Raw genomic sequence first — 25,456 nt, 5'->3', positions numbered from 1 at the left:
AAGAATGATAAATCTTATGTTATTTTGGATGTACAATTATTACCTTTAGAATGAATCATTAAGAGTTTTCCATGGAAAATAAAGGAAAGAGTTATCTATCACCTATTCAAAGTCTTGATTTTTATCTTGAGAACTTCCACGCTTTGTGCAAAAAGTTGAGACTTGAAAATGACTTATCAGAGTTAAAGGGTATACTGAAACGCGATTTGGAACCTTCCGTCGTTAATATATTACAAACAACCCCTTATCAGGCTTTGGTGGTTACCGATGTGAGGAAAACAATTATATGGGCCAACCATGGGTTTAATCAAATGACAGGTTACTCCAAGAGCTTTGCTGTTGGAAAGCGCCCAACTTTTTTGCAGGGCAGAAAGACGTCTGAAGAAACAAAAACCGAGATACGCGAATTATTGAAGCAACAAAAAAGGTTCACCAAAGCCCTCATAAATTACAGAAAGAATGGTGAAGAGTACGTTTGCCATATTGACGTACTACCCCTGTTCAATGACAAAAAAATGGTTACTCATTTCCTAGCTATGGAAAAAGAGATAGCTGCAGCATAACCGCACCTTAAAGAAATCTTACTCTCTGCCAGGTAAAGCAAAAATGACCTTACTTTTAGTATCCAGCGGCTTGCCCATCCTTCCGACTTTCTGAAGCCCCATGATAGACCTTATTCTCGTTATCCCAAAGAATAGCTTGATACCCTCCATATATACCTCTCGCCGTTCCCATGCGATGGCCCCTATCCATTAATCCTCTAATTGTTGAATAAGGAATTCCGGACTCCGTTCGTATTAGTCCGGTATTTTCGGTTGTACTTCCCAACGGACTTGCCCCTCCGGTATGATCCCAACGCGGAGCATCACCAGCCTCCTGTAGATTCATACCAAAATCGACTAGATTCATCACAATCTGGGTATGACCCATGGGCTGAAAATCCCCACCCATTACACCAAAGCTCACAAACGGTTTGCCATCTTTGGTTATAAAAGCTGGAATAATCGTGTGAAAGGGGCGCTTTCCAGGTTCGAAGGTATTGGCTTGTCCCCGTTTAAGACTAAACAATTCACCTCTATCCTGCAGCATGAAACCTAGTTTGGGAGGTGCCATACCGGAACCCATACCTCTATAATTACTTTGAATCAATGATATCATAGTACCTTCATTATCGGCCACAGTCATATAGATAGTTTCCCCAGCGGAGATTTCTCCCGCGGAATAGGTCCCTGCACGTTCACCGATTTGTTCCCTTCTGTTTTCGGCATAGTTATCTGATAACAATTCCTCCACCGGAACGTCAAAGAAATCCATATCAGCATAGTATTTGGCTCGGTCTTCAAAGGCCAGTTTCTTGGCTTCGGTAAACAGATGAAGATGTTCTGTACTTCCAAATTCGATGTTTGAGAAATCGTAACCTTCTAATATTTGGAGCATTTGGAGAGCAGCAATTCCTTGACCGTTTGGAGGAAGTTCCCATACATCGTAACCTCTGTAGTTTATGGAAACAGGTTCCACCCATTCCGATTTATGCGCCGCAAGGTCTTTAGCTGATAAAAAGCCTCCCTGCTCCTTGATAAACTTACCAATGACCTTGGCAATATCACCTTTATAAAAGGCATCTCGACCACCTTCGGCAATTTTTAGATAAGTACTTGCCAAATAGGGATTTTTATAGATTTCCCCTTCATTTGGGAGTTTACCTCCGTTTTGGGACTTGTAGGTGTCCTCAATATTTGGAAAGCCCTTAGATTCAAAAAAAGGAATGGTACGTTGCATGTACCAAGCAATAAGTTCGGTCAAAGGAAAACCCTTTTCGGCATAATCTATGGCTGGAGCGAGAATTTCTGACATAGGTTTAGACCCAAACTTTCCGTGTAGTTCAAACCATCCATCCACTGCTCCAGGCACACTAACTGGTAGCGGCCCATGTGATGGAATCTTAGTCATCCCTTGTTTTTCAAAATATTCCAATGTAAGTTTTTGGGGCGAACGACCACTGGCATTGAGACCATAAAGCTTTTTGGTTTTCCCATCCCAAACGATAGCAAATAAATCTCCTCCTATTCCACATCCCGTTGGCTCCATAAGTCCCAATGCGGCATTTGCAGCAATAGCGGCATCAATAGCATTTCCGCCATTTTTGAGAACATCGAGACCAATCTGGGTTGCGAGTGGATGACTTGTTGCCACCATTCCATTCTGTCCTAAAACTTCCGAACGGGTAGCAAAAGGTTCACCAGTAATGCGGTCTTGGGCTATGGAATATTGAATAAAAAGAAAAAAGGAAAATAGGTAGCTGAAAAGGTTTTTCATCATCATTTTTTTAGGCTTTGTAAAGTACGAAAATCGGCCAGAAACCTCAACCTAAAAAAGTATCTCATTTCTACTTAATAAGTTGAGCGATTGGGAACACTTTTAGCGCTAAAAACAAAAATCCAACATTTTTCATTTTTTTATAGACCGAACTTCATTTTTTCACGTATGTAAGACGTATGTTTTTCAATCCTGCCTACTTGGAGTTTGGAAAGAAAAAAGTATAGAACACATGAAATATTTCAACCAAGGAGTTATACGCATAATTCTAGGTATTTTATTTTCCTTTTACTCCACCCAAGGAGAGTCACAAACCCAACTCTTTTCTGGAGAATTGAGCGCCGGAGGTTTTACGGGTACAGCCGAATATCCATTTGAGGTAGTGGAAGGCGATTCAATTCCAGTGGGTAGCTTCTTGATGTACAAATCCAACCTGAATGCACTTTTGCAAGAAAAGGACAGTTTCTTTTCTTTTTCCGGCAATTTTAACGAAGGATATCCTGAAGGCTTTTGGAAATTTCAGTTTGGTGAGTTCAGCTCAAACCAATCCAGTCAGGTAGTAGGGTACCAGTATCGAGTAAATGTAAGCGGTATTCAGCATGATGCATTGGGTAATCTTACCAAGGGAAAGCCTGATGGGGATTGGGCCTATAAAATCTCAAGAATTGAGAATTCAGAAGTTAGTGAGGAATTGTTTTCCAGTAGTATTTCTTTTGAACAAGGGATACCTCAAAAAAGCTTTCAAATTGAAAACGATTCAATTACCCTCGTGGGACGTTTTCTGCGTGATGGGTTTGCCCATGATATTTGGGCCGTGTATTCAGATGCATCTGACGAACCTTCAGAAAACTGGTACTTCAATAATGGTCTTTTGGAAAAGATTGAAAAGGCCGCCCCAGAAGGAGACTTAACGTTAGAAGTTTTTGACACATCAGCTAAGTCTTATAAACCTACAGCATTGGATGACAGCTACTTGAAAATTGTAACGTGGTACATTAAAAAACAGCAACCTGGTTTAGACCCAGAAGATATGGGTATGTACCAGCTTTTACGCCAGAATTCGCAACATTATCAAAGCATCAATCACTTTTTCAACGATTTGGGTAAATCCGAATTCATGCCCAGCTTCAAAGTTAAGGCTCCCTTTTACCCCCTCGATAGTCTAGAAATCTCCCAATTTAACAATACAAAGAAAGCGTATAGCTCCGCTGCTGAGATGAGCAATGTACTGCTAACTAATCCGCAACTCGAACTTTTAGCGCGATCAAATGATAAAGCCAATTATTACTACAAAGTAGTTTCGCGATTACAAGATGATTTCTTGGAACCCCTCGGGGCCTTCATCTCATTTTACGATGAAAAAATCATTGAGTTTTTACCCAAAGAAACGCTTGCTAACCAAATTTGGCCAAATGGACTTCCACAAAAACGCATACAATTGTCCAATGAAACGGATTCCGATTCTTATTGGGATTTAGAATCTTTTCAAGAATACGCTAGGGGAGCAACAGACTTGGATAATGTTCAAAAGATGGCCACATATGCAGAGAAAAGCCTTGATAGCATTTCCAAGAGTTTGTCTGAATGGCTTGAAAAAGCCGAAAAACAACAGCAATTTTTGAAGCTTGACGAACTGATTGTTAAGGAAACCCAGGTTTTGGAAAACAATATAGACACTTTGTTAACTACAAATCGCCTAGGCATTAAAAGGGCTTTGAATGGAATTCTAGCGACTAAGGAAAACACGTTGAAGACCTATGCTGAAATGCCGGAATCGGATGAAAAACTGGAATATGGGCAAAACACGTTGACCTGTCTTCAAAATTTGGGAGAACTGGCATTGGAAGTAGGAAATCTTCCTGAGCGAGAGCGTGTCATCAATGAAGCCTACCAAGATACATTTTGGAATCCTTTTACCGCTACCATTATGGACGAGGATATCAAGAAGCGTATCACTTCCGCCCATCAAAATATCATTGTTCCTTATGTTTTAGATCTGGTAGCTTCACCAGTAGAATGCGAAGACGTTACCAACATGCTTCAATTGTTCAAAGACATTCAAACACGTCTGTTGCAGCTTCGGGATGAACCCACCAAGAAATTGGAACGGAAACTTAGAAAGGAACAGGACCCAGAAACTGTACTGGAATTATTGGGGATAGTGTCAAACTCTAAAACTGCTGAACGTTGAAAAATCATTTTGTTTTTAGCAGTATAATAGCGAGTCTATTTCTGTTGTTTGGCTTGTCATTGGGATACACTCAGGAGGGAAATGTACTCCCCGAGGAAGCAGAATTCAAGGATCCTGTGGGCAGGGTATGGTTCAATACCTATGGTAATATTCGGATTTCGAAAAGACTTTTCTGGGATGCACAGACCCACTTTCGTTTTGAAGAAACTGAAAGCACGCCCTTCATTGGACAAATTGGCCAGATTTATAACAGACATGCCATTGGTTATATTTATTCAAAAAGCTTTAATGTAAGTCTAGGAGGGGTATTACGTGTCAATTTCAACACTGATGAATCTTCTGAGGACCGAAGTGTGGTTCCCGAGTGGCGTATTTGGCATCAATATCAGTATGCCATGCCGTTGGGAAGTACTATGTTTTATCATAGGATACGAATAGAGCATAGATGGACCCAAGGTTTTGCCGAGAACAGTGAATATATATTCCGCAATCGCTGGAGGTATATGCTCAGGGCCAAAGTGCCATTGAACAACTATAAGTTCGAACCGGGTACTTTCTACGTTTCTCCTGAAGCAGAGCTTATCATGCAAAGTGGAAAGGCTGTTGTGGCAAGCCCCATGGAGGACTTACGATTGACCACTACTCTAGGGTACATTATCCAACCGAGATTGACTGTTGCCGCTGGTTTGATGTACTCAACCGGACAGACCTTGGAAAATGGTGGAATTTACAAGCAAAATTGGACATTTCGTATTCATCTATACTTCTCTCCAGATTTCAGAAAAGTTAAAAATAAGCTACCATCCATCCATTTTGGTGATTAATCTCGTACATCCATATAGTTGACAGACACTATGAAAAAAATACGCCCTCTACTAACCTACGTTTTGGTTCTCTTTTTTGGAGCTTTGGCATTGTACTTTTGGTCCAACTCGAGAACACTAAAACAGCAACTTGAAGTCAATCAAAAAACCGAACAAAATCTGTTTTCACGTTTGGCTATGCACGAAGCACTGTTACAAGGTGATTCTTTGCTAATACGTGGAAATTACGATGATGCGATTCAGTCGTACAGTGAAGGGCAAGAACCTAAAACGGAAAGTGATGGTGCGGCCTTGGAAATGCGAATGGCTTTTGCCAAGACTTTTTTGGCCCTTCAAACCAAAAAAAATAATACCGATTCCAATCACTTGGCGGTTTTGGACACGACTCCGCAGGTTGTCAATGAATTTAGTTCTGATGAAATCAATACGATTGATTCTTTGACATTTGCAATGGAAAAAATGCGAGCACAGGTCTCCAGACTTCAAAAACAATTGAGAAAAAAGGCCAACGGACAGTACTTGACATTCATTACCAGTAAAGGTAGCGTTGTGCACTACGTTGGTGATGTTAAGGACAAAAAAGCCAACGGTATGGGGGTTGCCTTACTTAGCACAGGAAGTCGTTATGAAGGACAATGGAAAAATAATCAAAGGCACGGCCAAGGCACATTTTATTGGCCCGATGGTCAATCCTATGAGGGCACTTATATTAATGACAAACGAGATGGCCAAGGCACTTACTACTGGCCAAATGGGGAAAAATACGTAGGTCATTGGAAAGCGGATGAACGCTTTGGAGAAGGTATTTTCTATGGCAAAAAAGGAGATATAGTTGCCAGCGGGATTTGGGAAGATGACGAACTTGTACAAGAACCCAATAGGCGTCGTAAATAAAATAGTCTTGGTTTTAATTTCTATTAACATGGGTGACTTCAACATCCCCAGCTCTTCCTAAAATCAAAACATTTACGTAGTCTAAAAAAAGTCCGGTTTCAACCACTCCCGGTATTTCCAAAAGCCTTGTATTTAGATCTTTCAGGTTTTTCTGGCCTGATATATTAATATCCAGAATAAAATTGTTCTCATCTGTCCTGTACTCCGAATTATCCAATTTCCGCAGTATAGGATTTAGTCCAAGTTGTATAAGTTGGTCAACTACTTTTTTGTGTGCCAAAGGAATTACTTCCAAGGGTAATCTGAACTTCCCTAAACTTTCCACTTTTTTACTGGAATCAACAATGATAACATTGAATTTTGAATTGTAGGCCAATATTTTTTCACGTAGTAACGCTCCTCCTCCTCCTTTTATCATGTTGAATTGTGCATCTATCTCATCAGCCCCATCGATATAGAGGTCAAGCTTATCCACTTTGTCCAAGGGGGTCAAGGGAATTCCAAGCTCCTGAGCCAAATTTGCTGTTCTTTCCGAAGAAGGAACCCCTGTCATCGAAAGGCCATTTGCAACTTTTTCTCCAAGCTGCCGAATCATGAATTCTGCTGTAGAACCCGTTCCCAACCCCACAACCATTCCATCCTTTACAAATTTCACGGAAGCTTCAGCCGCCAATTGCTTTTCTTTTTCAGTGTTCGGCATGGGATATCTTTCTTTTGCATTAAAAGTATTGAATTGCGAGCATTCATAGCTTATCATTTTGTTATGAAGATGTAATACGTTTCTTTTTCCCACTTGAAACCCCTAGCTTGCTGTACTTTCGGAAAATCCTGAGTAACATGATCAAAGCGGTAATTTTTGATTTGGATGGAACACTAATCCAAACTGAGGTCCTAAAAGCCACTTCTTATGCTGCGGCAATTAATGAATTGACCCAAAATAAGGTGGCAAAGGAACACGTTTTGGATGTTTTCTACCAATTCGTGGGTCTATCACGACAGGAGGTAGTGAGCGGATTGGCAAAACGATATATGCCTCAGTTAACCCATTTTTTGGATACAGAGGATGTTCTGTCGATTGAAGAAAAACTAATAGAAAAACGACTAAAAGTATACAGGGAAATCCTAGATGACACTGAACTCTTGTCCAATCATTTCTGTTCCTTTACCCTTGGTTTGTTTCATAGATTGTATAGCGAAGAATATACTCTTGTGCTTGCTACAATGTCTCATCTTCCAGAAGCTAAAAAAGTCACCCAAACCATGGGGATTTTTGACAAATTCAATTTGGTATTGACTCGTGATGATGTTGAACAAGGAAAACCAGAACCCGATATTTATAACAAAGCAAAAAAAATTCTGGGATTAAAACCTGAAGAATGTCTGGTGATTGAAGATTCGGCCAATGGCGTAAAGGCCGCTCAAAATGCTAACATGTCCGTTTTTGCAGTTACCAATGATATTACGAGAAAGTCGGTTCATGATTGTAATCTTTTGGAACCAAAGTTCATTGTCGATCAGCTTGAAGAATTGGAATCCAGAGTTTTTGGTTTTATTGAGAGTCTTGGTACCGAAGGTTAAGATGTTTTACTTGCGCCATGGCGCATTCTTGTAAAAAGCAGTCTTGGAATTGCGCTCCCTATTTTTAAGCAGAAGTTGGGTTTCATCCATTTCCCGAGCTCTATACCCCAATAAATGGAAGAAAGATTTTGCAAAAAAACGGGCGATTCTTTTATCCAAGATCAAAGCCTCCTTCTTTGATGAAGCCCAACGTACTCCAGGTAAGTAGGACAACCATCCATCAACTTTAAGTTTTCTCAGGTATTTGGAAAGCCAAAGATAAAACAGAGGGATTCTTCTTATAAAATAGAAGCCCTCATATCCCTTGTCCTGATATAGGGGCATAAAAATTTGCCTTCTTTTATCTGTTTTTATTAGTCCATTTCCGTTCATGGCAATGGACATCCCTTTGGGTACAGACTGAAAATTGACAAACCCAGGGAGCATTTTGAACGAGGTTCCTTTTTGAATTAGGTGCTGATAATAAATTTCAAAAAAGCGATGGGGTGCTTCACTATTCTGTTGAAGCTTTGCTCTTATTCCTTTAAGATCAACTTTCTCCATAGGAATAAACCCTACAAGCCCAAGTGTATATTCAATAAAGTGAAAAGCGTTCACAATGGCCTTTTCATCGGAATGTTGTCCACTTTCAAAACCAAAGGCAACATGCCCCATTTCATTAATATGACTTAACAAAGCACCTGTAAGGTATTCTTCAATACCCAATATTGCAGGCAAAGGATAATTTGAGGTAAAACTTCGGTTTAGCAAGCTATCATTCATCACAATAAAAGGTTCCGTTTCCCCAGAAGTTGTGTGCAAATCAATAAAATAAAAGGGGGGGCTTAATCCATTAATAATTTGCTCAATAAGGGAATGGAGTTCGACCATTTCCTCCTCTTCGGCGTTTAAGGTTTTAGAAATTTCTTTCTGTGCCTCTAATTGATTTGGAAGCCAAATTCTATTTAGGTCCTCATCAATAAAACGGACCCCTTCTTTCAGGGCTTTTAGATTTCCTGTTAGTCCAATAAACTCACCGTGGAGGGATTCCTTGCTTCCTTGCAGTTTTTCAAATACTTGTTTCAAAGCAATTACTCCAGCCGGCTCATTCCCATGGATTCCTCCAAAAAAAACAATGGTTGGACCATCTTTAGCTCCCTTTAAATGGCCAATAACACGATGCACATTTTCTGTGACGGAAGTATAAGGATTAGAATGCTGAGTCATCAAACTAAATCAGATTTACTTAGAATTCCAACGATAGTTTTACCAAGAACAATGGGAAGGCAACCTATTTCATGCTTTTTCAGAATCGCGCTGGCACTTTCAATTTTTTCGTCCGGAGAAACGGAAACTATCCTGGTTATCATAACATCTGCAACAGTCGTTTTTTCGAAATCAATTGATTTGTCCAAAGATTCCAAATAACTCCATGTAAGAAGTCCAACCAATTCGCCTTGATCATTTTCCACTGGAATGTGATGGATTTGATTCCACTCCATAATGGCCATGGCCATACTTACATAATCATCCTCATAGAGTTTTAGTACATGTGAGGTCATGATTTCTTTGACCAGTTTTGGTTTTCTCTTGATTTCCTTTAGGTCAATATCTTTCCAAAGGTGAATAGGCAGATTTTCCGTCTGGTTCTCCACCATATGCTTTGTCAACAACACCAAAGACTTATCTGTTCTATACCTTTTTTTCAGCTCTCTTATATTGGCCACTTGCCATTGCTCACCGGTCCTACCATTGGTTCTGGCTTCAATTACACCCAAAAGCCGCTCAACGTCTTCCTCGTCAATTCCACATCTATGTAATCCTTTGTAAGCTATAGGAAGTAATTTGTTCAAAACCAATTTTTTGGCACTGTAGGCTTCTCCACACCAAGAAAAGAGAGTTTCCTTACCCGTACGCGCCGCCTTTATGAAATTGGTCTTGGCCGATTTAAAGTCCATATGGGAAGCCATATCATCAAAAGACCGTGGCCTCCCTCTCATTAATCCCACCCAAAATGCAAAGTTTGCCATCTCATCCAATACCGACGGCCCTGAAGGGATATATCGATTTTCTATGCGGAGGTGTGGTTTTCCACCTCCTACACCATAACAGGGTCTGTTCCATCGGTAGACCGTACCATTGTGCAAGCATAGGGCGGGCAGCTTAGGAATTCTTCCACTTTTAACTATATCCAAAGAATTTTCCTCGATGTGTTTTGTCAAAAGAATTCTGTGCTTGGAAATATCTTTTTTGAAGATTTCTGCAACGCTACCAGTTTCCCAATCATCCCCAAATCCTACTCTGGGTGTCTGATTTTTAAGGGCATGCGCTGTTTTTCGGGTATCCAGACTCTGCTGAAAGAGAGCAATACGGGTTTCTTTCCAAAGCTCCCTGCCCATGAGCATGGGCGAATTACAACATACCGAAAGTACTGGGCCGGCAATGGCCTGGGCCCAATTATAGCTTGAGATAAAATCGTATGTGGGTATTTGCAAATGTAATTGAAAGCTGGTATTACAAGCTTCAAACATTACCGAATCATGCTTTAAAAACAACTCATCTACCCCTCGAATCTTCAAGTTGAAATCACCACCCTTGTATGCTTTGAGCATATCGTTCAAGGCAAAATATCGAGGTATCGGGGTTAGGTATTCCAACCCTACCTCTTTTTTTCCTATGGTCGGTAAAATTCCAGCCAGTAGTAGTTTAGCACCCATGCCATCCGCCTTTTCAGCAGCTTTTTGCAACAAACTTCGTAACTGCTGCTCCACCAAGTTGAAACAGTTCCCTTTGAGTTCAAAAGGGTCCAAATTGATTTCAATGTTGTAATTGGCCAATTCTGTGGTAAAATGGTCATCATTAATGGCCTCAAGTAATTTTAGATTCACACCATATGGCCTATATTCCTGATCAATAAGACATAGCTCCTGTTCGGCTCCTATACGTACTATATCATCCTCAAAACTTCCGTTTTTTAAGAGCAACTCCAAAGCCTTTACGTCATTGATTAGGTGTTGCACAAAAGCCATACGCTCCGTAGTATTCTGAGAGCGTTGTTTTATCATTTCACCCATGGTATAACTACTTGACGAACAAAGCTAACCATCCAATATTGATGAAAACATGACAATTATCAGTAGGATTCATCCAAAGCGCGCTTATTGCTATATGCGGATTACCATATACTCGTTGATATATCATATTGCTATGACTTGGTTGATTGAAACTCTTAAAGATGATGAATCGATTTCGAACTAGAGAAAAAACATACGATTAGGTTATCCAGTTACTGGTCCATCTCCTGTATCCGTAAAGTGAAACCCTACATTCGTTAATTGAAGTCAGTATTAGGCAAATCACCTTTCTACATTTGTATAGCAATTACGTCTTTATTTTGGTTTTGTAAATCAATTGACGGACTAGTAGTTAGTAATGCACTTTTGGATTGTTTGGTCAAAAAAGTGTTTAGTTTAGTTGAGGTTTCCATTGCACCAAGGAATTGAAATTCCTTGGTGACAATGGTTTTTTGTTTACAGGTATGTAGCATTAGGCAAAACCTCAAATTTTGATGCCATCCTTTTCCCAACTCAAAACCATACCGTTAAGCCAAACCGTTAATCCATCAATTGAAAGCCTTGCTACGTGGATTTTACCCATAAAACAAACTCTATTTGTCTTCTATTTGCTCCAGTTTTAAGTCAATCTTAATCCTATCAATAAACAATCTTAAAACCAAGAATCATGCATAAAAGACCAAGAACTATAAATTTTAAGAAGTGTTTGCTTAGTATCGCATTTTTATGCTATTGCATGGGTAGTGCGCAATCATATATTGGATATTTAGCAGATAACTATAACGGAGTACACGGAGTGCTTTCCAACCCCGCCACTATTGCTGACTCAAGAACCAAGTTAGACATTAACCTCATAGGAGTGAGTGGCTTCTTCGGAAATGACTACATAGGGGTAAATCTAAGTGACGCATTTGATGACATCGATGATGTCTTTGATAAAGCGAGTCAAACAGCTAATGAAAGTAATTTCCTAGCAAGTAATCTCGACATACTGGGTCCATCCTTTATGTTGAGTTTAAATGAGAAGAACTCAATAGCATTATATTCCAGAGCTAGAACCTTTTTTAATTTAAATGATGTGAACGGGGAAATCATTGATAAAGAAGGTGGTTTTAATGAAAATGAAAGCTTTTTTATAAATGAAGGAAGTTTTACAGGAAGTATAAATGTTTGGACTGAATTTGGATTTACATACGCAAGGACCATACTGGAAAAAGAACAACATTTCCTAAAGGGAGGTATAACTCTAAAATATCTGGTAGGAGTTCAAAACGCATATATAAGGGGAGAAGATATAACACTGGATTATGATGCCGATACCAGATTGATTACAACTTCAGGGCAGTTAACGTATGGTGAATATGATTTCAATACCGGAGTTGACTTTGATAACTTTCTCGAATTTGGTAATGCAAGTGGCTTCGGGTTCGATTTAGGCCTGGTCTATGAATGGAGACCTGAACATCAGGTAAATAGTCAATTGATCAAAGATGGAAAACCAGTTTCCAACCGAGGGATCAATAAATACAAATTGAAGATTGGCGCATCTATCACGGATATTTCAAAAATAAACAACCGTGATGGCTTTAATGAAATATATGATTTGAGCGGAACTCAGAGCATTGACAACTTTGACGGACAGGATTTGGAAGAGGCAATTAGAAATAACTTTAACCTGATTGAATCACAAAACAACCCAGTAGATTCTCAATTACCTGCCGCGTTTCATACAAATATTGATTGGAACATCAATTCATTGTTTTATCTAAATCTCAATACGGATTTGTCTTTGATTCGAACCGATAAACTCAACTCAAACCGTATTTTAAACGAGATATCCCTTTCTCCACGTTTAGAAAGAAAATGGCTCAGTATTTACTCTCCTTTACGCATGGTGGAAGATATAGGTTTCCTATGGGGAGCTGGTTTAAGGGTAGGACCGTTGTACTTAGGTTCCGGTTCAATAATTACCTCTTTGCTTGGAAACGACGCACAATCCCTTGACATATATGCGGGTCTAAAAGTCCCCATATATCAGAAGACACTTAAGGACAAGGACGGCGATGGTATAGAAGATAAATCGGATGCCTGTCCAAAAATAGCTGGGCCATTGGAAAACAATGGATGTCCTTGGGAAGATAGGGACAAAGACGGTGTGTTGGATAAAGAAGATGATTGCCCGGATACCAAAGGGCCATTGAAAAACAAAGGTTGCCCCTGGAAAGATACGGATGGAGATGGCGTTCTTGACAAAGATGATCAATGTCCAAAAACTCCCGGTGTTGCTAAATACAATGGGTGTCCAGACTCAGACAATGATGGCATAATTGATGACGAAGACCGTTGTCCAGATATTCCTGGGACTCCAAAACACCAAGGATGTCCAGATACAGATGGGGATAACCTGCCCGATGTCGATGATGCCTGTCCGAATACGGCAGGTCCTGTATCCAACAATGGTTGTCCGGAAGTGACCGAAGAAGTTCAAAAACAATTGAACGATTACGCAAGAACAATCCTTTTTGATACTGGAAAAGCGACAATAAAATCTGAATCTGTGATAACGATAGTGGACATCATCCAAATATTAAATGAATACCCATTGGCTGTTTTTACAGTAGAAGGTCATACCGATAGTGTAGGAAGTAGTTCCAGCAATCAAAAACTCTCTGAAGCAAGAGCTAATTCTGTGCGTGATTTCTTGATAGGCAAAGGCATCAGCCCTAATAGATTGAAAGCAATAGGTTTCGGTGAAGAGAAACCTATAGCGAATAATGCGACCCGAAGTGGGAGAAAACAAAATAGAAGAGTAGAAATTAACCTAATTAAGTAAAAAAATAAGGAAGGGTCTAGATTAACCAGATACTTAACGTGGTCGTAAGCAAGCTCTAGTTATTTACTACTATTATTTGGCAAACTGTGTTCTCTAAGCTACGATCACAATGGAAACCATCAAGCATCTCTCTTGATGGTTTTTTTGCTTAATCCATCTTTAAGAATTTTGCGTTAATTTTCTTGTTAAAGCATTGCAATTGAAGTATATACAAAATTCTTTGTTGCCTCAGCTCGGCCATTCGTCAATTACCACAAGCTATTGATGAATTCGTAAATCGATATCCAAAACACTTTTTCTTCTTTTATAATGGATAGTTCTTCAAAAGGGCAACATCCAAACCCCAAATCAATTGCTTATGACTAAAAAACTACTTGCTGCATTGCTATATTTTCTTTCCTCCAGAAGAAAAAAACCATCCATTAAGTTTTTCTCCAATCAGGATGAATTATCGTCAAGATATTCTAAATCCATCTTCCTTTTTTTATTTCTATTTATTTCACTCCATAATCATGCGCAACAAATAGATACATGGTTCAGTGCAGGAAAGGGAATCAACTCCCCCACCAATGGCTTTGGACTGTCAAATCCCAATCCGATAACAACATTGGGGCAAGATGGTAATTCAGTCAACACATGGTATGATATTGTATATTTTACCGAACAGAATTTGATACCGAATCCTAATCCGGTGGATTATCCCAATGACCCTTTTGGAAGCCCACCTGGTTTTGATTACCCCACTCCCAACAGCGGTGGTCTTGCCCAATTCTTAACACCTTCAGGATCGACTCCTGGTTTGCCCACAGTCAGAAGAAATGATGCCGATAATATGAACTTTAATCCCATCGTTGAGTTTGATGGTAGTGGCGATGGTCAAGCATTACATTTCAGGTCAAACTCACGCGGAAACGTAACCATATTTGTAGTTTTTAGAGCACGGGGTATGGGTAACTCAGCTGAAACCCAAAGGTTATTGTTCGGGGGTGACGTTGATATACAACATGAAACTTTCAATCAAAATAATTGGACCACTAACCTATCTCTGGGTGTTTCTGATGGAAGTCGTTTTTCAGTAGGTCGAACATGGAACCCAGTATCTATGGTAGATGCCGGTGAATTCTTTGTGAGTGGTGGCATAAATCTTTTAGCAGAGCCTGCCATCGGAGTATTTACAAGAACAGCTTTAATGAACGCTGAAAGACTAACCACTACGGTAAATGGAATTCCTGACATTTCGGTTACGCGTAACCATCCCCTTGCGGACAACGACTTGTTTTACTTTAACCGGGTAGGAAAACATTTTAATAGCAACGACTCAAACAGAAACCTGACAGGGGATGTTGCAGAGATATTGCTAGCCGATTTTAGTATGAGTGCAAATCAAAGGCAAAGAGTAGAATCCTATCTGGCAATCAAATACGGAATAACCTTGAGTAATGGGACACAGTTGGGAAGTATTGGAGGCCATGCAACATATAATTATCTAGCGGCAGATGGTTCCATTATTTGGCAGGCAGACCCAATTTATCAGCATGATATTGCTGGATTGGGTAAAGACAGGTTCAAAGATACTGGGGGCGGATTGAGCCTACGTTATTACATTGATCAAAGAATATCAAAAAGCGTTAACTCTGATGCCATTGTCACTATGTCCACCAATAGTGATTTTTCCACGGACAATCTCGATTTGACTAGAACAACAATCGATGGACAAATAACGGGAAGCTTAAATCCTTATGAACATAACTATTTGATTTGGGCAAACGATAATCAGACCATTAACCAATCAAACATAGAACTACCCGTGGGGATTGACTCCAGAATTGAAAGAGAGTGGAGAGTACAGGCAGTAAGATCAGCTTCCAATCCAATAGCAAATGTTAGTGTTAGGATAAACCTCAGTAGTTCTGATATACTAAGTAATGGCAGTTGTACCCTTAAACTACTTATTGATAACGATTTGGATGGTAATTTTGCTACCGGACCTATAACTCAAATTGATGCCACTAGCATTGATTTGGCTGGTAACGTCTATTTTGATAATGTAAACTTCAATCATCTAGAAGTATTTACTGTTGGATACATTGACGAAACACCAGATATCAACGCCCTGCCAACTAATCCATTGGTATGCGACAGTTACACCCTTCCGGCGATAACGGGAGCTAACCTTACGGGCAACGAGGCGTACTATGACGGCCCCGGTGGAACGGGCACCCAGTACGCCCCGAACGATGTGCTCACGTCATCCGGTACGTACTACATATACGATGAAACTGGTACTACCCCGAACTGTTTTGATGAAGAGACCTTTGTGCTAACGGTCAACCTGAGCCCCGATATCGACGATTTGACACCTGACCCCACAGTTTGCGACAGTTACACCCTTCCAGCGATAACGGGGGCTAACCTTACGGGCAACGAGGCGTACTATGACGGCCCCGGTGGAACGGGCACCCAGTATGCTCCCAACAATGTGCTCACGTCATCCGGTACGTACTACATATACGATGAAACTGGCACCACCCCGAACTGTTTTGATGAAGAGAGTTTCAACCTTACCATCGACGCCACAAATGAGGCTGGGACGGCCACCCACCTCGACCTCTGTGGGGGTGACCCAACACCATACGACTTGAACGCACAGCTCGCGGGCGCTGACAGCGGGGGCACATGGAGAGACTTCGACGATGCCTTCGGCAATGGGATCAACTCTGTAGTGGTGGACCCTTCCAACATAGACTTCTCCGCCATCGGACAGGGAAACTACGACTTCACCTATACCGTCTCATCTACGGGGGCCTGCCCTTCTGACTCCGCAACTATGACTGTCACCATAAACACCACTCCCATCGCAGACGCTCCGGCGGACGTCGAGAGCTGTGACTCATACATCCTCCCGGCACTGGCCAACGGAAGCTACTTCGACGCGCCCAACGGTGGGGGAAGCGCCCTCTCCGCAGGGGACGCCATAACCGCAACATCCACACTCTACGTCTTCAGCCCCGGCAACGGCTCCTGCCCAGACGTGGAGAACTCTTTCGTGGTCACCATAAACACCACTCCCATCGCAGACGCTCCGGCGGACGTCGAGAGCTGTGACTCATACATCCTCCCGGCACTGGCCAACGGAAGCTACTTCGACGCGCCCAACGGTGGGGGAAGCGCCCTCTCCGCAGGGGACGCCATAACCGCAACATCCACACTCTACGTCTTCAGCCCCGGCAACGGCTCCTGCCCAGACGTGGAGAACTCTTTCGTGGTCACCATAAATTCATTGTCCATATCACTGGATATAAGTCATGAATCTTGTTGGGAAAGTAGTGATGGTTTTATTGATATAATAATAGAAAATGGCGTAGGACCATACAATGTACAAATCAATACTCAACAAGTAGAGATATTTACAAATGAATCATTTACCATAAATGGATTAAATCCAGGAAATTATTCGATAAGCATAATGGATAGTAATGGATGTCAAACTATAACCGAATTTGACATTCTCCCTGGGGGACCCAATCTTGATGCCGTAATAGAGCCTATTTACTCTTGTGAATCAGGAGCACCTAATAGTTCTATTATGGTCAGTCTTGCTAATACATCGATAGATTCAGAAGTTTTATACGCCTTAGATTCAACAGAATTGAATGATTTTGTTCTTACTCCAGAGTTTGGAAACATTCCCATTGGAAATCATTTCTTATCAATTTTACATACCAATGGTTGTTTAACAACTATTCCCTTTACGATTGAAGAAACAACTCCAGTAGAACTTGATTTAACTAATTCCAACATTAATGAAATAACTGCCAATGCTTCTGGTGGCACTCCTCCTTATACCTATTTCTTTGATGACCAACCTGGAACTTCGAACAATGTTTTTCCTATTGATGAGAGCAGAACATATGTAGTTCGAGTATTGGATGGAAACGGTTGTGAGGCTATAGAAACGATTACCTTAAATTTTGATGGTATTGATATTCCCAACTTCTTCACACCAAATAGTGATGGTCAAAATGATTTTTGGAGACCTAGAAACATCTCACCCTATCCTAATATCCAAACCTTCATTTTTGATAGATACGGCAGGAAAATAAATATAATGGGGCCATTGAACCAAGGTTGGGATGGCTTGTATGAGTCAAAACCCCTGCCCTCTGGAGACTATTGGTATGTAATCCAGTTGAATGATGGTAGCGGGCGTGAATTTGTAGGGCATTTTACCCTTTACAGATAAACCAATAAAAATGAGAAAAATAACATTCCTTCTATTCATTTTTTGGGCAATGACCTTTAGAGGTCAAGAATTGACTATTCCTCAATTATCTCAATACTTATCCGATAATCCTTTTTTAATGTCACCTGCCCACGCTGGAATAGGCAATTATGTAAAGGTACGTATGAACGGATTGAGTCAATGGGTAGGCATCCCAGATGCTCCAGATACTCAATCGCTTTCTGCTGATGTACGACTGGGGAATCGGTCTGGAATTGGCATGGTACTTTATAATGATTCCAACGGTGAAACAAAGCAAAGAGGAAGTAGAGTTTCTTTTGCTCATCATTTAACGATTGACCAATATGACGACCATTATTTTTCCTTGGCCCTTTCTTTTAACCTAAATCAATTCAGAATTGATATCGAAAATTTTCAAGAAAACAACGATTTGGCAATCACCGATGATAGAGCATCAAGCAATCCAAATTTTGATTTGAGCGCACTATACAGAAAAGGAAACTATTTTCTGAGTTTGAACGTGTCCAACATCTTGAACAAAGATTTTGAAAAGTTCAATTTTTTATATGAGCCAAACATTTTACGAAACTACTTCTTATACTCTGGATATAAGTTCAGAAAAAATGGAAGAGCGGATTTTGAAATAGAACCCTCCGTATTTTTTCAATATTTCGAAAGCGATGGCCGTTCAGTAACAGACTTAAATGTCAAGTTTCGGTTATACGACTTCATAGATAGTTATTATGCTGGTATAACATATCGGTTTTTAAATGATCAAGTAGCCCAACCTCTTTATGTAGCACCAATTCTAGGGCTAAACAAAAGTGGTTTTTACTTTGGTTATTCTTATCAAGTAATCCTTACTGAATTATTGGGGTACTCCAGTGGCACCCATGTGGTTACCTTGGGCGTAGACTTATTTCAGGGTATTTCCAATTGTACATGTACTTATTAAAACGTAAACACAAATTAAAAATGAATACAACTCGTAAAAAAATAGCTTTGAAATTGATTTTTGCTCTAGTTTTGGTATGCTTTGGCTGTAGTAATGATTCTGAAAATAATTTAGGTTCTCTACAAAACGCTCAGATCATTCCCTCCGGCACTTCTAAGACTCTAGTTCAAATACCAGTTGGTGATTATGAAATTCCCGTTTTTCTTTCTATCCCTGAAGGATGCCCAGATGGACCTTTGCCTGCAGTTGTGGTTATGCATGGTTCAGATGGTATGTGGACCAATAAAGATCCTAGTTCTGAAACCATGTCCGGACAGTTTATACAATGGCAAAATTTGCTCGCTGAAAATTGCATAGTAGGTGCCTTTGTGGATAGTTATTCTGGGAGAGGTGTCACCACAAGAACTGGAAAATGGAGAGAGCTTCCAGATAATTTTAAGATAAGTGCTCAATTTGAAAGGCCAAAAGATGCAAATGCTGCATTATCCTTACTTCAAAATTTGGAGTATGAAGACGGAAGCCCCATTGTGGAGGAAGAAAACATTGCACTTTTAGGTTTTTCGGATGGTGCAAGTGCTGTTGTAGCCACCATGCTCGACACTAATCGAGTTTCAAAGGATTTTGAATGGACCCAAAGTCAAAACGGCAAAGAATATGGGTTTTCAGATGGGGTATTGCCCCCTCAAAGTAAACCCGAAATCGGCTTTTCAGGTGCTGTATTTTACTACGGTGGTTCCGTTGGCTATAATTATTTTGGCAAACACCCGTGTGGCTCACAGGCCACTGAAGGGAATGTATTCCTTCCCTACGCCCCCATACTATTCCAAATACCATCCAATGACGTATTAACCGAAAATACCTTGTGTCTTTTTGAGGTTCTAAAATCAAAAGAAGCACCGGTAGAAATGAATTATTATGAAGGTGTAGCTCATGGATTTGACTTTGATGGTCTTCCTGAAAGTGATTTGGCCAGAAAAAGAGCAATTGAATGGTTTAAAAAACTATGGTCAAAAAACTGACCAACCGCTTAACAAAATTCAGAAAGGACAGGTAAACGCCCTTTGCAAAGCTGTCTTTTATTTCATCCTCTTAAAGGGTAACGTTCCAGATTCATCAACCTTCAAAATCTAGGAAGGAACATTTCAACCTAAAGGAATTTGAATCAAAACCGAGACCAGAGAAATGGTCTCAACTAAATATTTAATACGGAACCAATATGAAGGATAATTTTTTAGAAAAATGGATTTTAGATCTTGTAAAATCAGAATATGAAGTAGGCAACATTTCTAAAAATGCCACTTATAAATTCAAAGAACAGAAAGACGATTTTGTTGAAGTAACAGTAGAATGGATTAATAAAGAAAACGTTGAATGCAAGACGGTTTATAGAGCAAGGGCATTTGGGAAAAAGAATCAAACGAACCAAACTGAAGTTTTGAATAATCCTATTTTCAAAATGGAAAAATACTATACTTTGGAGATTCACACCTATATAGACCATATAAAGAGAAGTTACAGTACTCGAAAAATTGTGGACTACGACGTAAAAAATGTAATAGGTCAACTGGACCATTTAGAGAAAATAAGAAAAATGGACATTCACAATTAGTAAGAAAAAGCTACCAGACATGAAACCTTAACCATAAATTATACGGGGGTCTTGTCGGGCAGCTAAAGATGTACATAAAGAGCATACAATTCATCGGTAAAATTTGCATTTCACCTTAAATGATTTATTCATCAATTCAGAAGGCTGTTCCACACATTTCCACACTATGGAATCCAGAATTATAGGTTTCTTTATTTAGAATTTAAGACGTTTCATTACTCTAAAGACGAAGAAAAATGCAGCTGATGATCATTATTTGGACTCTTATTTGTGCTACCGTTATAATCATTTATCCTATTTTCCTATATAGTAAATCCAATAACATACGCATAAATAAAAAAGATAATAACCATATGTTATTGGACTCTGTTAAACTTCTCCTGTTTGATTTAAGGGATAGACCTCTAGGTTGGTCAAGTATCATTGAAATTCCTGAATTGACCAAAGATGTTTTGCAGGAAAATACAATTCTTTTCTATCTTGAGACCGAAGATACATGCCTTAAACTTCCTGTAAACAATGAGACTTTGGGTTATACAGCCAATGTTTTCAAAAACATTGGCAAGGTATACCTCACATTTAAATGCATTAAAGATGGTGTATCCAACTATACTGCACCTATGTGCCATCTTAAATCATTAAAAATGCTAATTATTAAGCCTGAAAGTTTCTACCCAGAGCGAAGCTCAGTATATGGTCGCAAAAAAAAATATAGCATCCATAACTTTTTAAAAGCCAATGGGGTTAACATCCATGATTACGAAGAGACTTTGGGGTGTTTGAGCAACTTTTGTAAAATAGACTTTAGTGGTTATCATAAAAACCGTGTTTCAATGTCACTTAAAAACCAATTTGTTTCAGACGCTTCTAAACGAAAGCCCAAGTATTCCGCTCTAATGATATAAAGTTAGGTATTCCGATTTTCCCAAAGCTTGATAAGTAATTACTAAAAAATTAGGACGCAATTAGATTTTATTTTGGATTTTGATTTATAAAAGCCATTCATCAATTGAAACTATACAACCATCAATTTTGAACAATTTAGTTTGAAAAAAAAAGGAAATTAGCCTTGCTTTTATCATAAGCAATAAAAATAGAACCGGTTGGCAAGCAACCTATAACCTCATGAAATAGTAAGATGAAAGTAGTTCAAATTAAGAACTTAAAAAGCATAGGTTGGGCCGCTGTATTTTTCTCCAGTCCCGTTTCTTGGTGTGGTGTCATTGGAGACCGCAGCGGCCTTTTTGAAGGTTCATTCTTATCAGTTAATCAAAGTACTATTGAACAAACATCCAATATATAAATTCCAAAGATGCATTTATCAAATAAAAATGACAACCCAACAAATAGTCTTAAGATAAGAATAGCAGGTGCTTTTTTGGGAAACAACCCCGGAAGTCTTTTTTAAATGGAACATGCCAATTTATTTGTAAAGCACTAAAGAGCAGCAAAAACTAACCCCGATTTTTACGCCAAAGGATATAAGAAAAGAAAACACAATGAAATACCGAGAAACGATAAACCGTCAATAACTGATACTCTAGGAGTTTTTATTAAAAATTTAAAGCTAATGATATAAAATGTGGTTTGGCCCTTAACTTTTATAAAATAGGGCTTATTTACCAAAACCTTTGTATTACAAAATACCTGCCGCGAATACTTTTGGACCGAGCCTAAGACGAGTATGGGGTTATGCTGCGTAGGCCACATACAAAAGAAAAAACGCGGTAGGTTTCCTAAATTAAGTTTGCACAACACCATTCATTTCGAAATTGGATATAGGTATTTGGCTTTCTATTGTTTTGAGGACAATCCATAAAAACCGTATAAATAACCCACTTGTAAGATTTGACAATTTCCGATTAAAACTAATTATATTCTTTTTACCGTTCATTTTGTTAAAAAAAACGATTTGATCGTAAAACACAAGTCGCCCTAAAAGTCGTACCTTTTTAATCATTAGCATCAAAATTTTTTGATTTCTAATCGAATTTCTCAAGGTATAACAGAAACAAGGTAAGTCTTAGATATTTATCAGTTAAATGTTCATAGAATTCAAGTACCAAGATCCTAAAAATAGGGCAATCACAAAATAATGGCAGCATAACATCACACCATGACATTAAAAGTAGTAATAGTAGAAGACGAAAAACACAGCCGAGAAACTCTAAAAACTCTATTAGAGGAGTTCTGCGATGATGTAAAAGTACTGGCGACTGCAGGTTCTGTACCCGAAGCGGTCAAAGTACTTTCCATATTTAGCCCTGATGTAGTTTTTCTTGATATTGAACTGCAGTCTGGGGAGGGTTTCGATATACTCAATCAAATAGAACATCCAGATTTTGAGGTAATCTTTACCACGGCCTTTGAAAAATATGCCTTAAAAGCAATTAAGTTTAGTTCTTTAGATTATTTATTGAAACCCATTGACTTGGAAGAACTTAAAGAAGCTGTTGACAAAGCACGAAGCAGAATGGATACCAGTGTTTACAGGCAGCAGATCGAAACTTTAATGCAGAATCTAGGTCAGGGAGCCCAAAAACAGGAAAAAATATGTTTGGCCACCACTGCCGGAATGGAATTTATTCTTATTCGAGATATCATTTTATGTAAGGCAGATGGTTCCTATACATCATTTACCTTAAAGGATGGCAGCAGCCTTCTCGTGAGCAAACACCTCAAAGAGTATGAAAATCTCTTGTCCGATCATCAATTTATGCGGGTGCACAACAGTTACTTGATAAATTTAAAAGAGGTAAAGAAATATATTAAATCCGACGGGGGGTACATAATAATGAGCAATGACATGCATGTAAGTATCTCTCCCAGAAAGAAAGAGGACCTATTGGATTCAATGAAAAGACTTTAGCCTAATTGCAATCTTTTAGCTCTACAAACACCTCCCCTTCTTTGGAGCAAAAACATAGGTTGTGTTTCCTTGTTTCCATTTGCCTGCAGCTAAATTTTGAATGTTTATTGGATAATAAGTTTTCTGGCCAAAAGCATCTGTGACCTCAAGATAAAAAGCATTCTGATACTCCAAGACTTGCCAGTTTCCGGAGTTTTTAGCTACTCCAGCGCCACTGGCCCGACTATTTCTATTGCTTGTATTTTGGGTTCCCTTTACATTGAAAGACCCTTCGTAGTCATAATAATACGTGCCATCATCACAAAAATCCACGTAAGTGATGGCACTGGAACTTGAATCAAGTACTATGGACGACTCTGTATAAATTACCAACTGACCATTATCAATATATTCCTTCAACCTCGTTAGGTTGTCCCCTGATTGAGCCAGCAAAAAAGACGGAAAAATAAACATCCCCAAAAACACTTTTATAACAACAGTTTTCATCTCAAATTGTTTTGAATTGAAACTAAACAACAAATACAAAGGGGAAACTTATGGTGAATCCAAAAATATGATTTTTTGAAATTGAAATCAGTTCGGCGAACTACTTTATAGCTTTTTTAACGCAACGTGGGCCGTTCTATTTTGAACTGTCTTTCTTCTCAACAAGTCCTTTGGTAAACTCATTGAGCGCCTCAACTTTTTCTTCAAAATCTCCCTTAAGGGTTTTACGATACTCATTAAGATTTTTAACCAAATCGTCTATTCGTTCCGGTAGCACATCTTCAAAAAATTGACGCAACCGTTTGGCCGTGGTCGGTGATTTGCCGTTGGTGGATATAGCAATCTTTACATTGCCCTTGGTCACTATACCTCCCATATAAAAATCACAAAAAGGTGGGTTGTCAGCCACATTGACCAGCAAACTTCGCTCCCTGCAATCATGATATACTTCTTCGTTTACCTCTTCTTTATCCGTACAGGCTATTACCATATGCTTGCCGTCCAAATAACTCTTGTTATATATATCATGAGTTATTTCCACCTGATGGTTTTTAGCCAAATCCAAGGTAGCTTCCAAATATTCTGGTGCAACCATTTGCACTTTTGCCTCTGGACTAGATTTCAACAAAAAAGAGAGTTTTTCCAAGCCCACATTGCCTCCACCTACAATGAGTATGTTCAGGTTGGAAACCTTTAAAAAAACCGGATATAACTCATTTCGTTCTTCCATATCATCTTTACTTTTCTTCGGCCATACCAAGATAGAAAGAAATGCTATTTTTTTATAACCTTCCCGTCACTCGACAAATTTTGACTGATTATTTCAGCCTCTCCCTTATAGAACAGTTTACTGTCAGAATTTGCCGTTACATCTATGGTATTTGAAACCGTAAGGTATGCTTCACTGTCTGAGGTTAACGTTACTTTTAAGTTCTCCACTCCCAAAGCATAATCTTTTATTCTGCTATCTGAAGAAAGTGTTGCTGTTAATTCTGAGATAGTCCCCATTACGTCTATTTCGCTGTCTGAAGATAACTTGACATTGACTTCATCAATTGTAACCTCACCATCCATTTGAGCGCCAGAGGAAAAATCCATACGAGCATTTTTGGCATCAAGATATAATGTTGCTTTACTATCAGATGAAGCAGTCAATTCAAAATCATCTGTGGTCACATCCCCGTCAAAATAAGCGTCAGAACTGAGTTGAACTGATGTTGAAGGTGCGTTTAAAGGGGCATCTAGAAAAATGGAAGCGTCAGAAGAAGCTTTAAACTCAGTTATACTCTTTGCATTGATAAATAGATTCAAGGTTTCTTTTCCTTTGATATTCACATTGTTCTTTACTTTAACCGTTAACTTTCCATTCCGTTCAAAGACATCTATCTTATCGAATAGATTGCTATTTGCTTCTATACGAATGCTTTGTTCTGCATCCGAAAAGTTAATGTAAGCCTTAAAGTCTGTGGCTACTTCCAAAGCGGTAATTTCGTTAAAATCATAGTTTCGGGCGGATACCTCATCCGACACTCTTACTGTTTCTGTTGAGCAGGATACAGCCAATAGGGCTACCATCCAAATCAAATTGGTTTTAATTAATCTCAT

General features: G+C 39.3%; 20 protein-coding genes. 13 read left to right on the top strand and 7 right to left on the bottom strand.

Annotated elements, in window-relative coordinates:
- The first annotated feature begins 71 nt into the window (after positions 1 to 71).
- Positions 72 to 563: a PAS domain-containing protein gene (locus CLV81_RS07225; RefSeq protein WP_106144352.1), complete on the top strand. Its 492-nt coding sequence runs from the start codon at positions 72 to 74 to the stop codon at positions 561 to 563.
- A 55-nt stretch (positions 564 to 618) separates the two neighbouring features.
- Here the strand turns inward: CLV81_RS07225 and ggt are convergent, their stop codons facing one another.
- Positions 619 to 2,322 (bottom strand): gamma-glutamyltransferase, encoded by a 1,704-nt coding sequence (gene ggt / locus CLV81_RS07220; protein WP_245911952.1) that lies wholly within the window; start codon positions 2,320 to 2,322, stop codon positions 619 to 621.
- Positions 2,323 to 2,548: 226 nt separating this feature from the next.
- Here ggt and CLV81_RS07215 point away from each other — a divergent pair, with 226 nt between their 5' ends.
- The 3 genes from CLV81_RS07215 to CLV81_RS07205 are packed head-to-tail and all read left to right on the top strand — an operon-like array spanning position 2,549 to position 6,225.
- A complete protein-coding gene (locus CLV81_RS07215; RefSeq protein ID WP_106144350.1) occupies positions 2,549 to 4,507 on the top strand; it encodes a hypothetical protein in 1,959 nt (652 codons plus the stop codon).
- Positions 4,504 to 5,331 (top strand): DUF2490 domain-containing protein, encoded by an 828-nt coding sequence (locus CLV81_RS07210; RefSeq protein ID WP_106144349.1) that lies wholly within the window; start codon positions 4,504 to 4,506, stop codon positions 5,329 to 5,331. Before CLV81_RS07215 ends, CLV81_RS07210 begins: the two co-directional genes overlap by 4 nt.
- Before the next feature lie 30 nt (positions 5,332 to 5,361).
- Entirely contained in the window at positions 5,362 to 6,225 is an 864-nt protein-coding gene (locus CLV81_RS07205) for an MORN repeat-containing protein (RefSeq protein ID WP_146129853.1), read from the top strand.
- 13 nt (positions 6,226 to 6,238) lie between these two features.
- Here the strand turns inward: CLV81_RS07205 and rpiA are convergent, their stop codons facing one another.
- A complete protein-coding gene (gene rpiA, locus CLV81_RS07200) occupies positions 6,239 to 6,982 on the bottom strand; it encodes a ribose-5-phosphate isomerase RpiA (protein WP_245911950.1) in 744 nt (247 codons plus the stop codon).
- Positions 6,983 to 7,062: 80 nt separating this feature from the next.
- Between rpiA and CLV81_RS07195 the strand changes: the two genes are divergently transcribed.
- Positions 7,063 to 7,803, top strand: coding sequence for an HAD family hydrolase (locus CLV81_RS07195; RefSeq protein WP_106144347.1), 741 nt, complete (start codon positions 7,063 to 7,065; stop codon positions 7,801 to 7,803).
- A gap of 6 nt (positions 7,804 to 7,809) precedes the next feature.
- Here the strand turns inward: CLV81_RS07195 and CLV81_RS07190 are convergent, their stop codons facing one another.
- Both CLV81_RS07190 and CLV81_RS07185 read right to left on the bottom strand, forming a co-directional pair.
- Complete coding sequence (locus CLV81_RS07190) at positions 7,810 to 9,009, bottom strand: succinylglutamate desuccinylase/aspartoacylase family protein (RefSeq protein WP_106144346.1); 1,200 nt, start codon at positions 9,007 to 9,009, stop codon at positions 7,810 to 7,812.
- Entirely contained in the window at positions 9,009 to 10,847 is a 1,839-nt protein-coding gene (locus tag CLV81_RS07185) for a glutamate-cysteine ligase family protein (RefSeq protein WP_245911949.1), read from the bottom strand. Before CLV81_RS07185 ends, CLV81_RS07190 begins: the two co-directional genes overlap by 1 nt.
- A 676-nt stretch (positions 10,848 to 11,523) precedes the next feature.
- Here CLV81_RS07185 and CLV81_RS07175 point away from each other — a divergent pair.
- The 8 genes from CLV81_RS07175 to CLV81_RS07140 all read left to right on the top strand — a co-directional run bounded on the left by CLV81_RS07175 (position 11,524) and on the right by CLV81_RS07140 (position 23,365).
- Positions 11,524 to 13,689, top strand: a complete 2,166-nt coding sequence (locus tag CLV81_RS07175) for a DUF5723 family protein (RefSeq protein ID WP_170068327.1) — start codon at positions 11,524 to 11,526, stop codon at positions 13,687 to 13,689.
- Positions 13,690 to 14,047: 358 nt separating this feature from the next.
- The gene (locus CLV81_RS07170) at positions 14,048 to 17,932 is read left to right on the top strand and encodes a T9SS type B sorting domain-containing protein (protein ID WP_106144342.1); all 3,885 of its coding nucleotides are present in this window, start codon (positions 14,048 to 14,050) and stop codon (positions 17,930 to 17,932) included.
- Positions 17,933 to 17,942: 10 nt separating this feature from the next.
- Positions 17,943 to 18,887: a PorP/SprF family type IX secretion system membrane protein gene (locus tag CLV81_RS07165; protein ID WP_106144341.1), complete on the top strand. Its 945-nt coding sequence runs from the start codon at positions 17,943 to 17,945 to the stop codon at positions 18,885 to 18,887.
- A 20-nt stretch (positions 18,888 to 18,907) separates the two neighbouring features.
- Positions 18,908 to 19,906, top strand: a complete 999-nt coding sequence (locus tag CLV81_RS07160) for a dienelactone hydrolase family protein (protein WP_146129852.1) — start codon at positions 18,908 to 18,910, stop codon at positions 19,904 to 19,906.
- Between the two features lie 197 nt (positions 19,907 to 20,103).
- Entirely contained in the window at positions 20,104 to 20,496 is a 393-nt protein-coding gene (locus CLV81_RS07155) for a hypothetical protein (RefSeq protein ID WP_106144339.1), read from the top strand.
- A 359-nt stretch (positions 20,497 to 20,855) separates the two neighbouring features.
- Positions 20,856 to 21,401: a hypothetical protein gene (locus CLV81_RS07150; protein ID WP_146129851.1), complete on the top strand. Its 546-nt coding sequence runs from the start codon at positions 20,856 to 20,858 to the stop codon at positions 21,399 to 21,401.
- Between the two features lie 233 nt (positions 21,402 to 21,634).
- Entirely contained in the window at positions 21,635 to 21,799 is a 165-nt protein-coding gene (locus CLV81_RS20540) for a hypothetical protein (protein WP_158259089.1), read from the top strand.
- Between the two features lie 813 nt (positions 21,800 to 22,612).
- Positions 22,613 to 23,365 (top strand): LytR/AlgR family response regulator transcription factor, encoded by a 753-nt coding sequence (locus tag CLV81_RS07140; RefSeq protein ID WP_106144336.1) that lies wholly within the window; start codon positions 22,613 to 22,615, stop codon positions 23,363 to 23,365.
- 21 nt (positions 23,366 to 23,386) lie between these two features.
- Here CLV81_RS07140 and CLV81_RS07135 read toward each other — a convergent pair whose 3' ends face one another.
- From CLV81_RS07135 to CLV81_RS07125, 3 genes are all read right to left on the bottom strand, one after another.
- Positions 23,387 to 23,851 (bottom strand): hypothetical protein, encoded by a 465-nt coding sequence (locus CLV81_RS07135; protein ID WP_146129850.1) that lies wholly within the window; start codon positions 23,849 to 23,851, stop codon positions 23,387 to 23,389.
- A 136-nt stretch (positions 23,852 to 23,987) separates the two neighbouring features.
- Positions 23,988 to 24,581 (bottom strand): precorrin-2 dehydrogenase/sirohydrochlorin ferrochelatase family protein, encoded by a 594-nt coding sequence (locus CLV81_RS07130; RefSeq protein WP_106144334.1) that lies wholly within the window; start codon positions 24,579 to 24,581, stop codon positions 23,988 to 23,990.
- 44 nt (positions 24,582 to 24,625) lie between these two features.
- Positions 24,626 to 25,456, bottom strand: a complete 831-nt coding sequence (locus tag CLV81_RS07125; RefSeq protein WP_158259088.1) for a GIN domain-containing protein — start codon at positions 25,454 to 25,456, stop codon at positions 24,626 to 24,628.

It is taken from the genome of Flagellimonas meridianipacifica (genome assembly GCF_003001695.1).
GTDB classification, from domain to species: Bacteria; Bacteroidota; Bacteroidia; order Flavobacteriales; family Flavobacteriaceae; genus Flagellimonas; species Flagellimonas meridianipacifica.
This window is presented reverse-complemented; position numbering and strand designations above follow the sequence as displayed.

Coding starts and splice junctions, on each gene's coding strand:
- CLV81_RS07140 (WP_106144336.1), top strand. CDS start 22,613: ATGACATTAAAAGTAGTAATAGTAGAAGACGAAAAACACAGCCGAGAA.
- CLV81_RS07165 (WP_106144341.1), top strand. CDS start 17,943: ATGAGAAAAATAACATTCCTTCTATTCATTTTTTGGGCAATGACCTTT.
- CLV81_RS07130 (WP_106144334.1), bottom strand. CDS start 24,581: ATGGAAGAACGAAATGAGTTATATCCGGTTTTTTTAAAGGTTTCCAAC.
- CLV81_RS07155 (WP_106144339.1), top strand. CDS start 20,104: ATGAAGGATAATTTTTTAGAAAAATGGATTTTAGATCTTGTAAAATCA.
- CLV81_RS07205 (WP_146129853.1), top strand. CDS start 5,362: ATGAAAAAAATACGCCCTCTACTAACCTACGTTTTGGTTCTCTTTTTT.
- CLV81_RS07160 (WP_146129852.1), top strand. CDS start 18,908: ATGAATACAACTCGTAAAAAAATAGCTTTGAAATTGATTTTTGCTCTA.
- CLV81_RS07170 (WP_106144342.1), top strand. CDS start 14,048: ATGACTAAAAAACTACTTGCTGCATTGCTATATTTTCTTTCCTCCAGA.
- CLV81_RS07175 (WP_170068327.1), top strand. CDS start 11,524: ATGCATAAAAGACCAAGAACTATAAATTTTAAGAAGTGTTTGCTTAGT.
- CLV81_RS07125 (WP_158259088.1), bottom strand. CDS start 25,456: ATGAGATTAATTAAAACCAATTTGATTTGGATGGTAGCCCTATTGGCT.
- CLV81_RS07185 (WP_245911949.1), bottom strand. CDS start 10,847: ATGATAAAACAACGCTCTCAGAATACTACGGAGCGTATGGCTTTTGTG.
- CLV81_RS07215 (WP_106144350.1), top strand. CDS start 2,549: ATGAAATATTTCAACCAAGGAGTTATACGCATAATTCTAGGTATTTTA.
- rpiA (WP_245911950.1), bottom strand. CDS start 6,982: ATGATAAGCTATGAATGCTCGCAATTCAATACTTTTAATGCAAAAGAA.
- CLV81_RS07190 (WP_106144346.1), bottom strand. CDS start 9,009: ATGACTCAGCATTCTAATCCTTATACTTCCGTCACAGAAAATGTGCAT.
- ggt (WP_245911952.1), bottom strand. CDS start 2,322: ATGATGATGAAAAACCTTTTCAGCTACCTATTTTCCTTTTTTCTTTTT.
- CLV81_RS20540 (WP_158259089.1), top strand. CDS start 21,635: ATGAAAGTAGTTCAAATTAAGAACTTAAAAAGCATAGGTTGGGCCGCT.
- CLV81_RS07135 (WP_146129850.1), bottom strand. CDS start 23,851: ATGAAAACTGTTGTTATAAAAGTGTTTTTGGGGATGTTTATTTTTCCG.
- CLV81_RS07225 (WP_106144352.1), top strand. CDS start 72: ATGGAAAATAAAGGAAAGAGTTATCTATCACCTATTCAAAGTCTTGAT.
- CLV81_RS07195 (WP_106144347.1), top strand. CDS start 7,063: ATGATCAAAGCGGTAATTTTTGATTTGGATGGAACACTAATCCAAACT.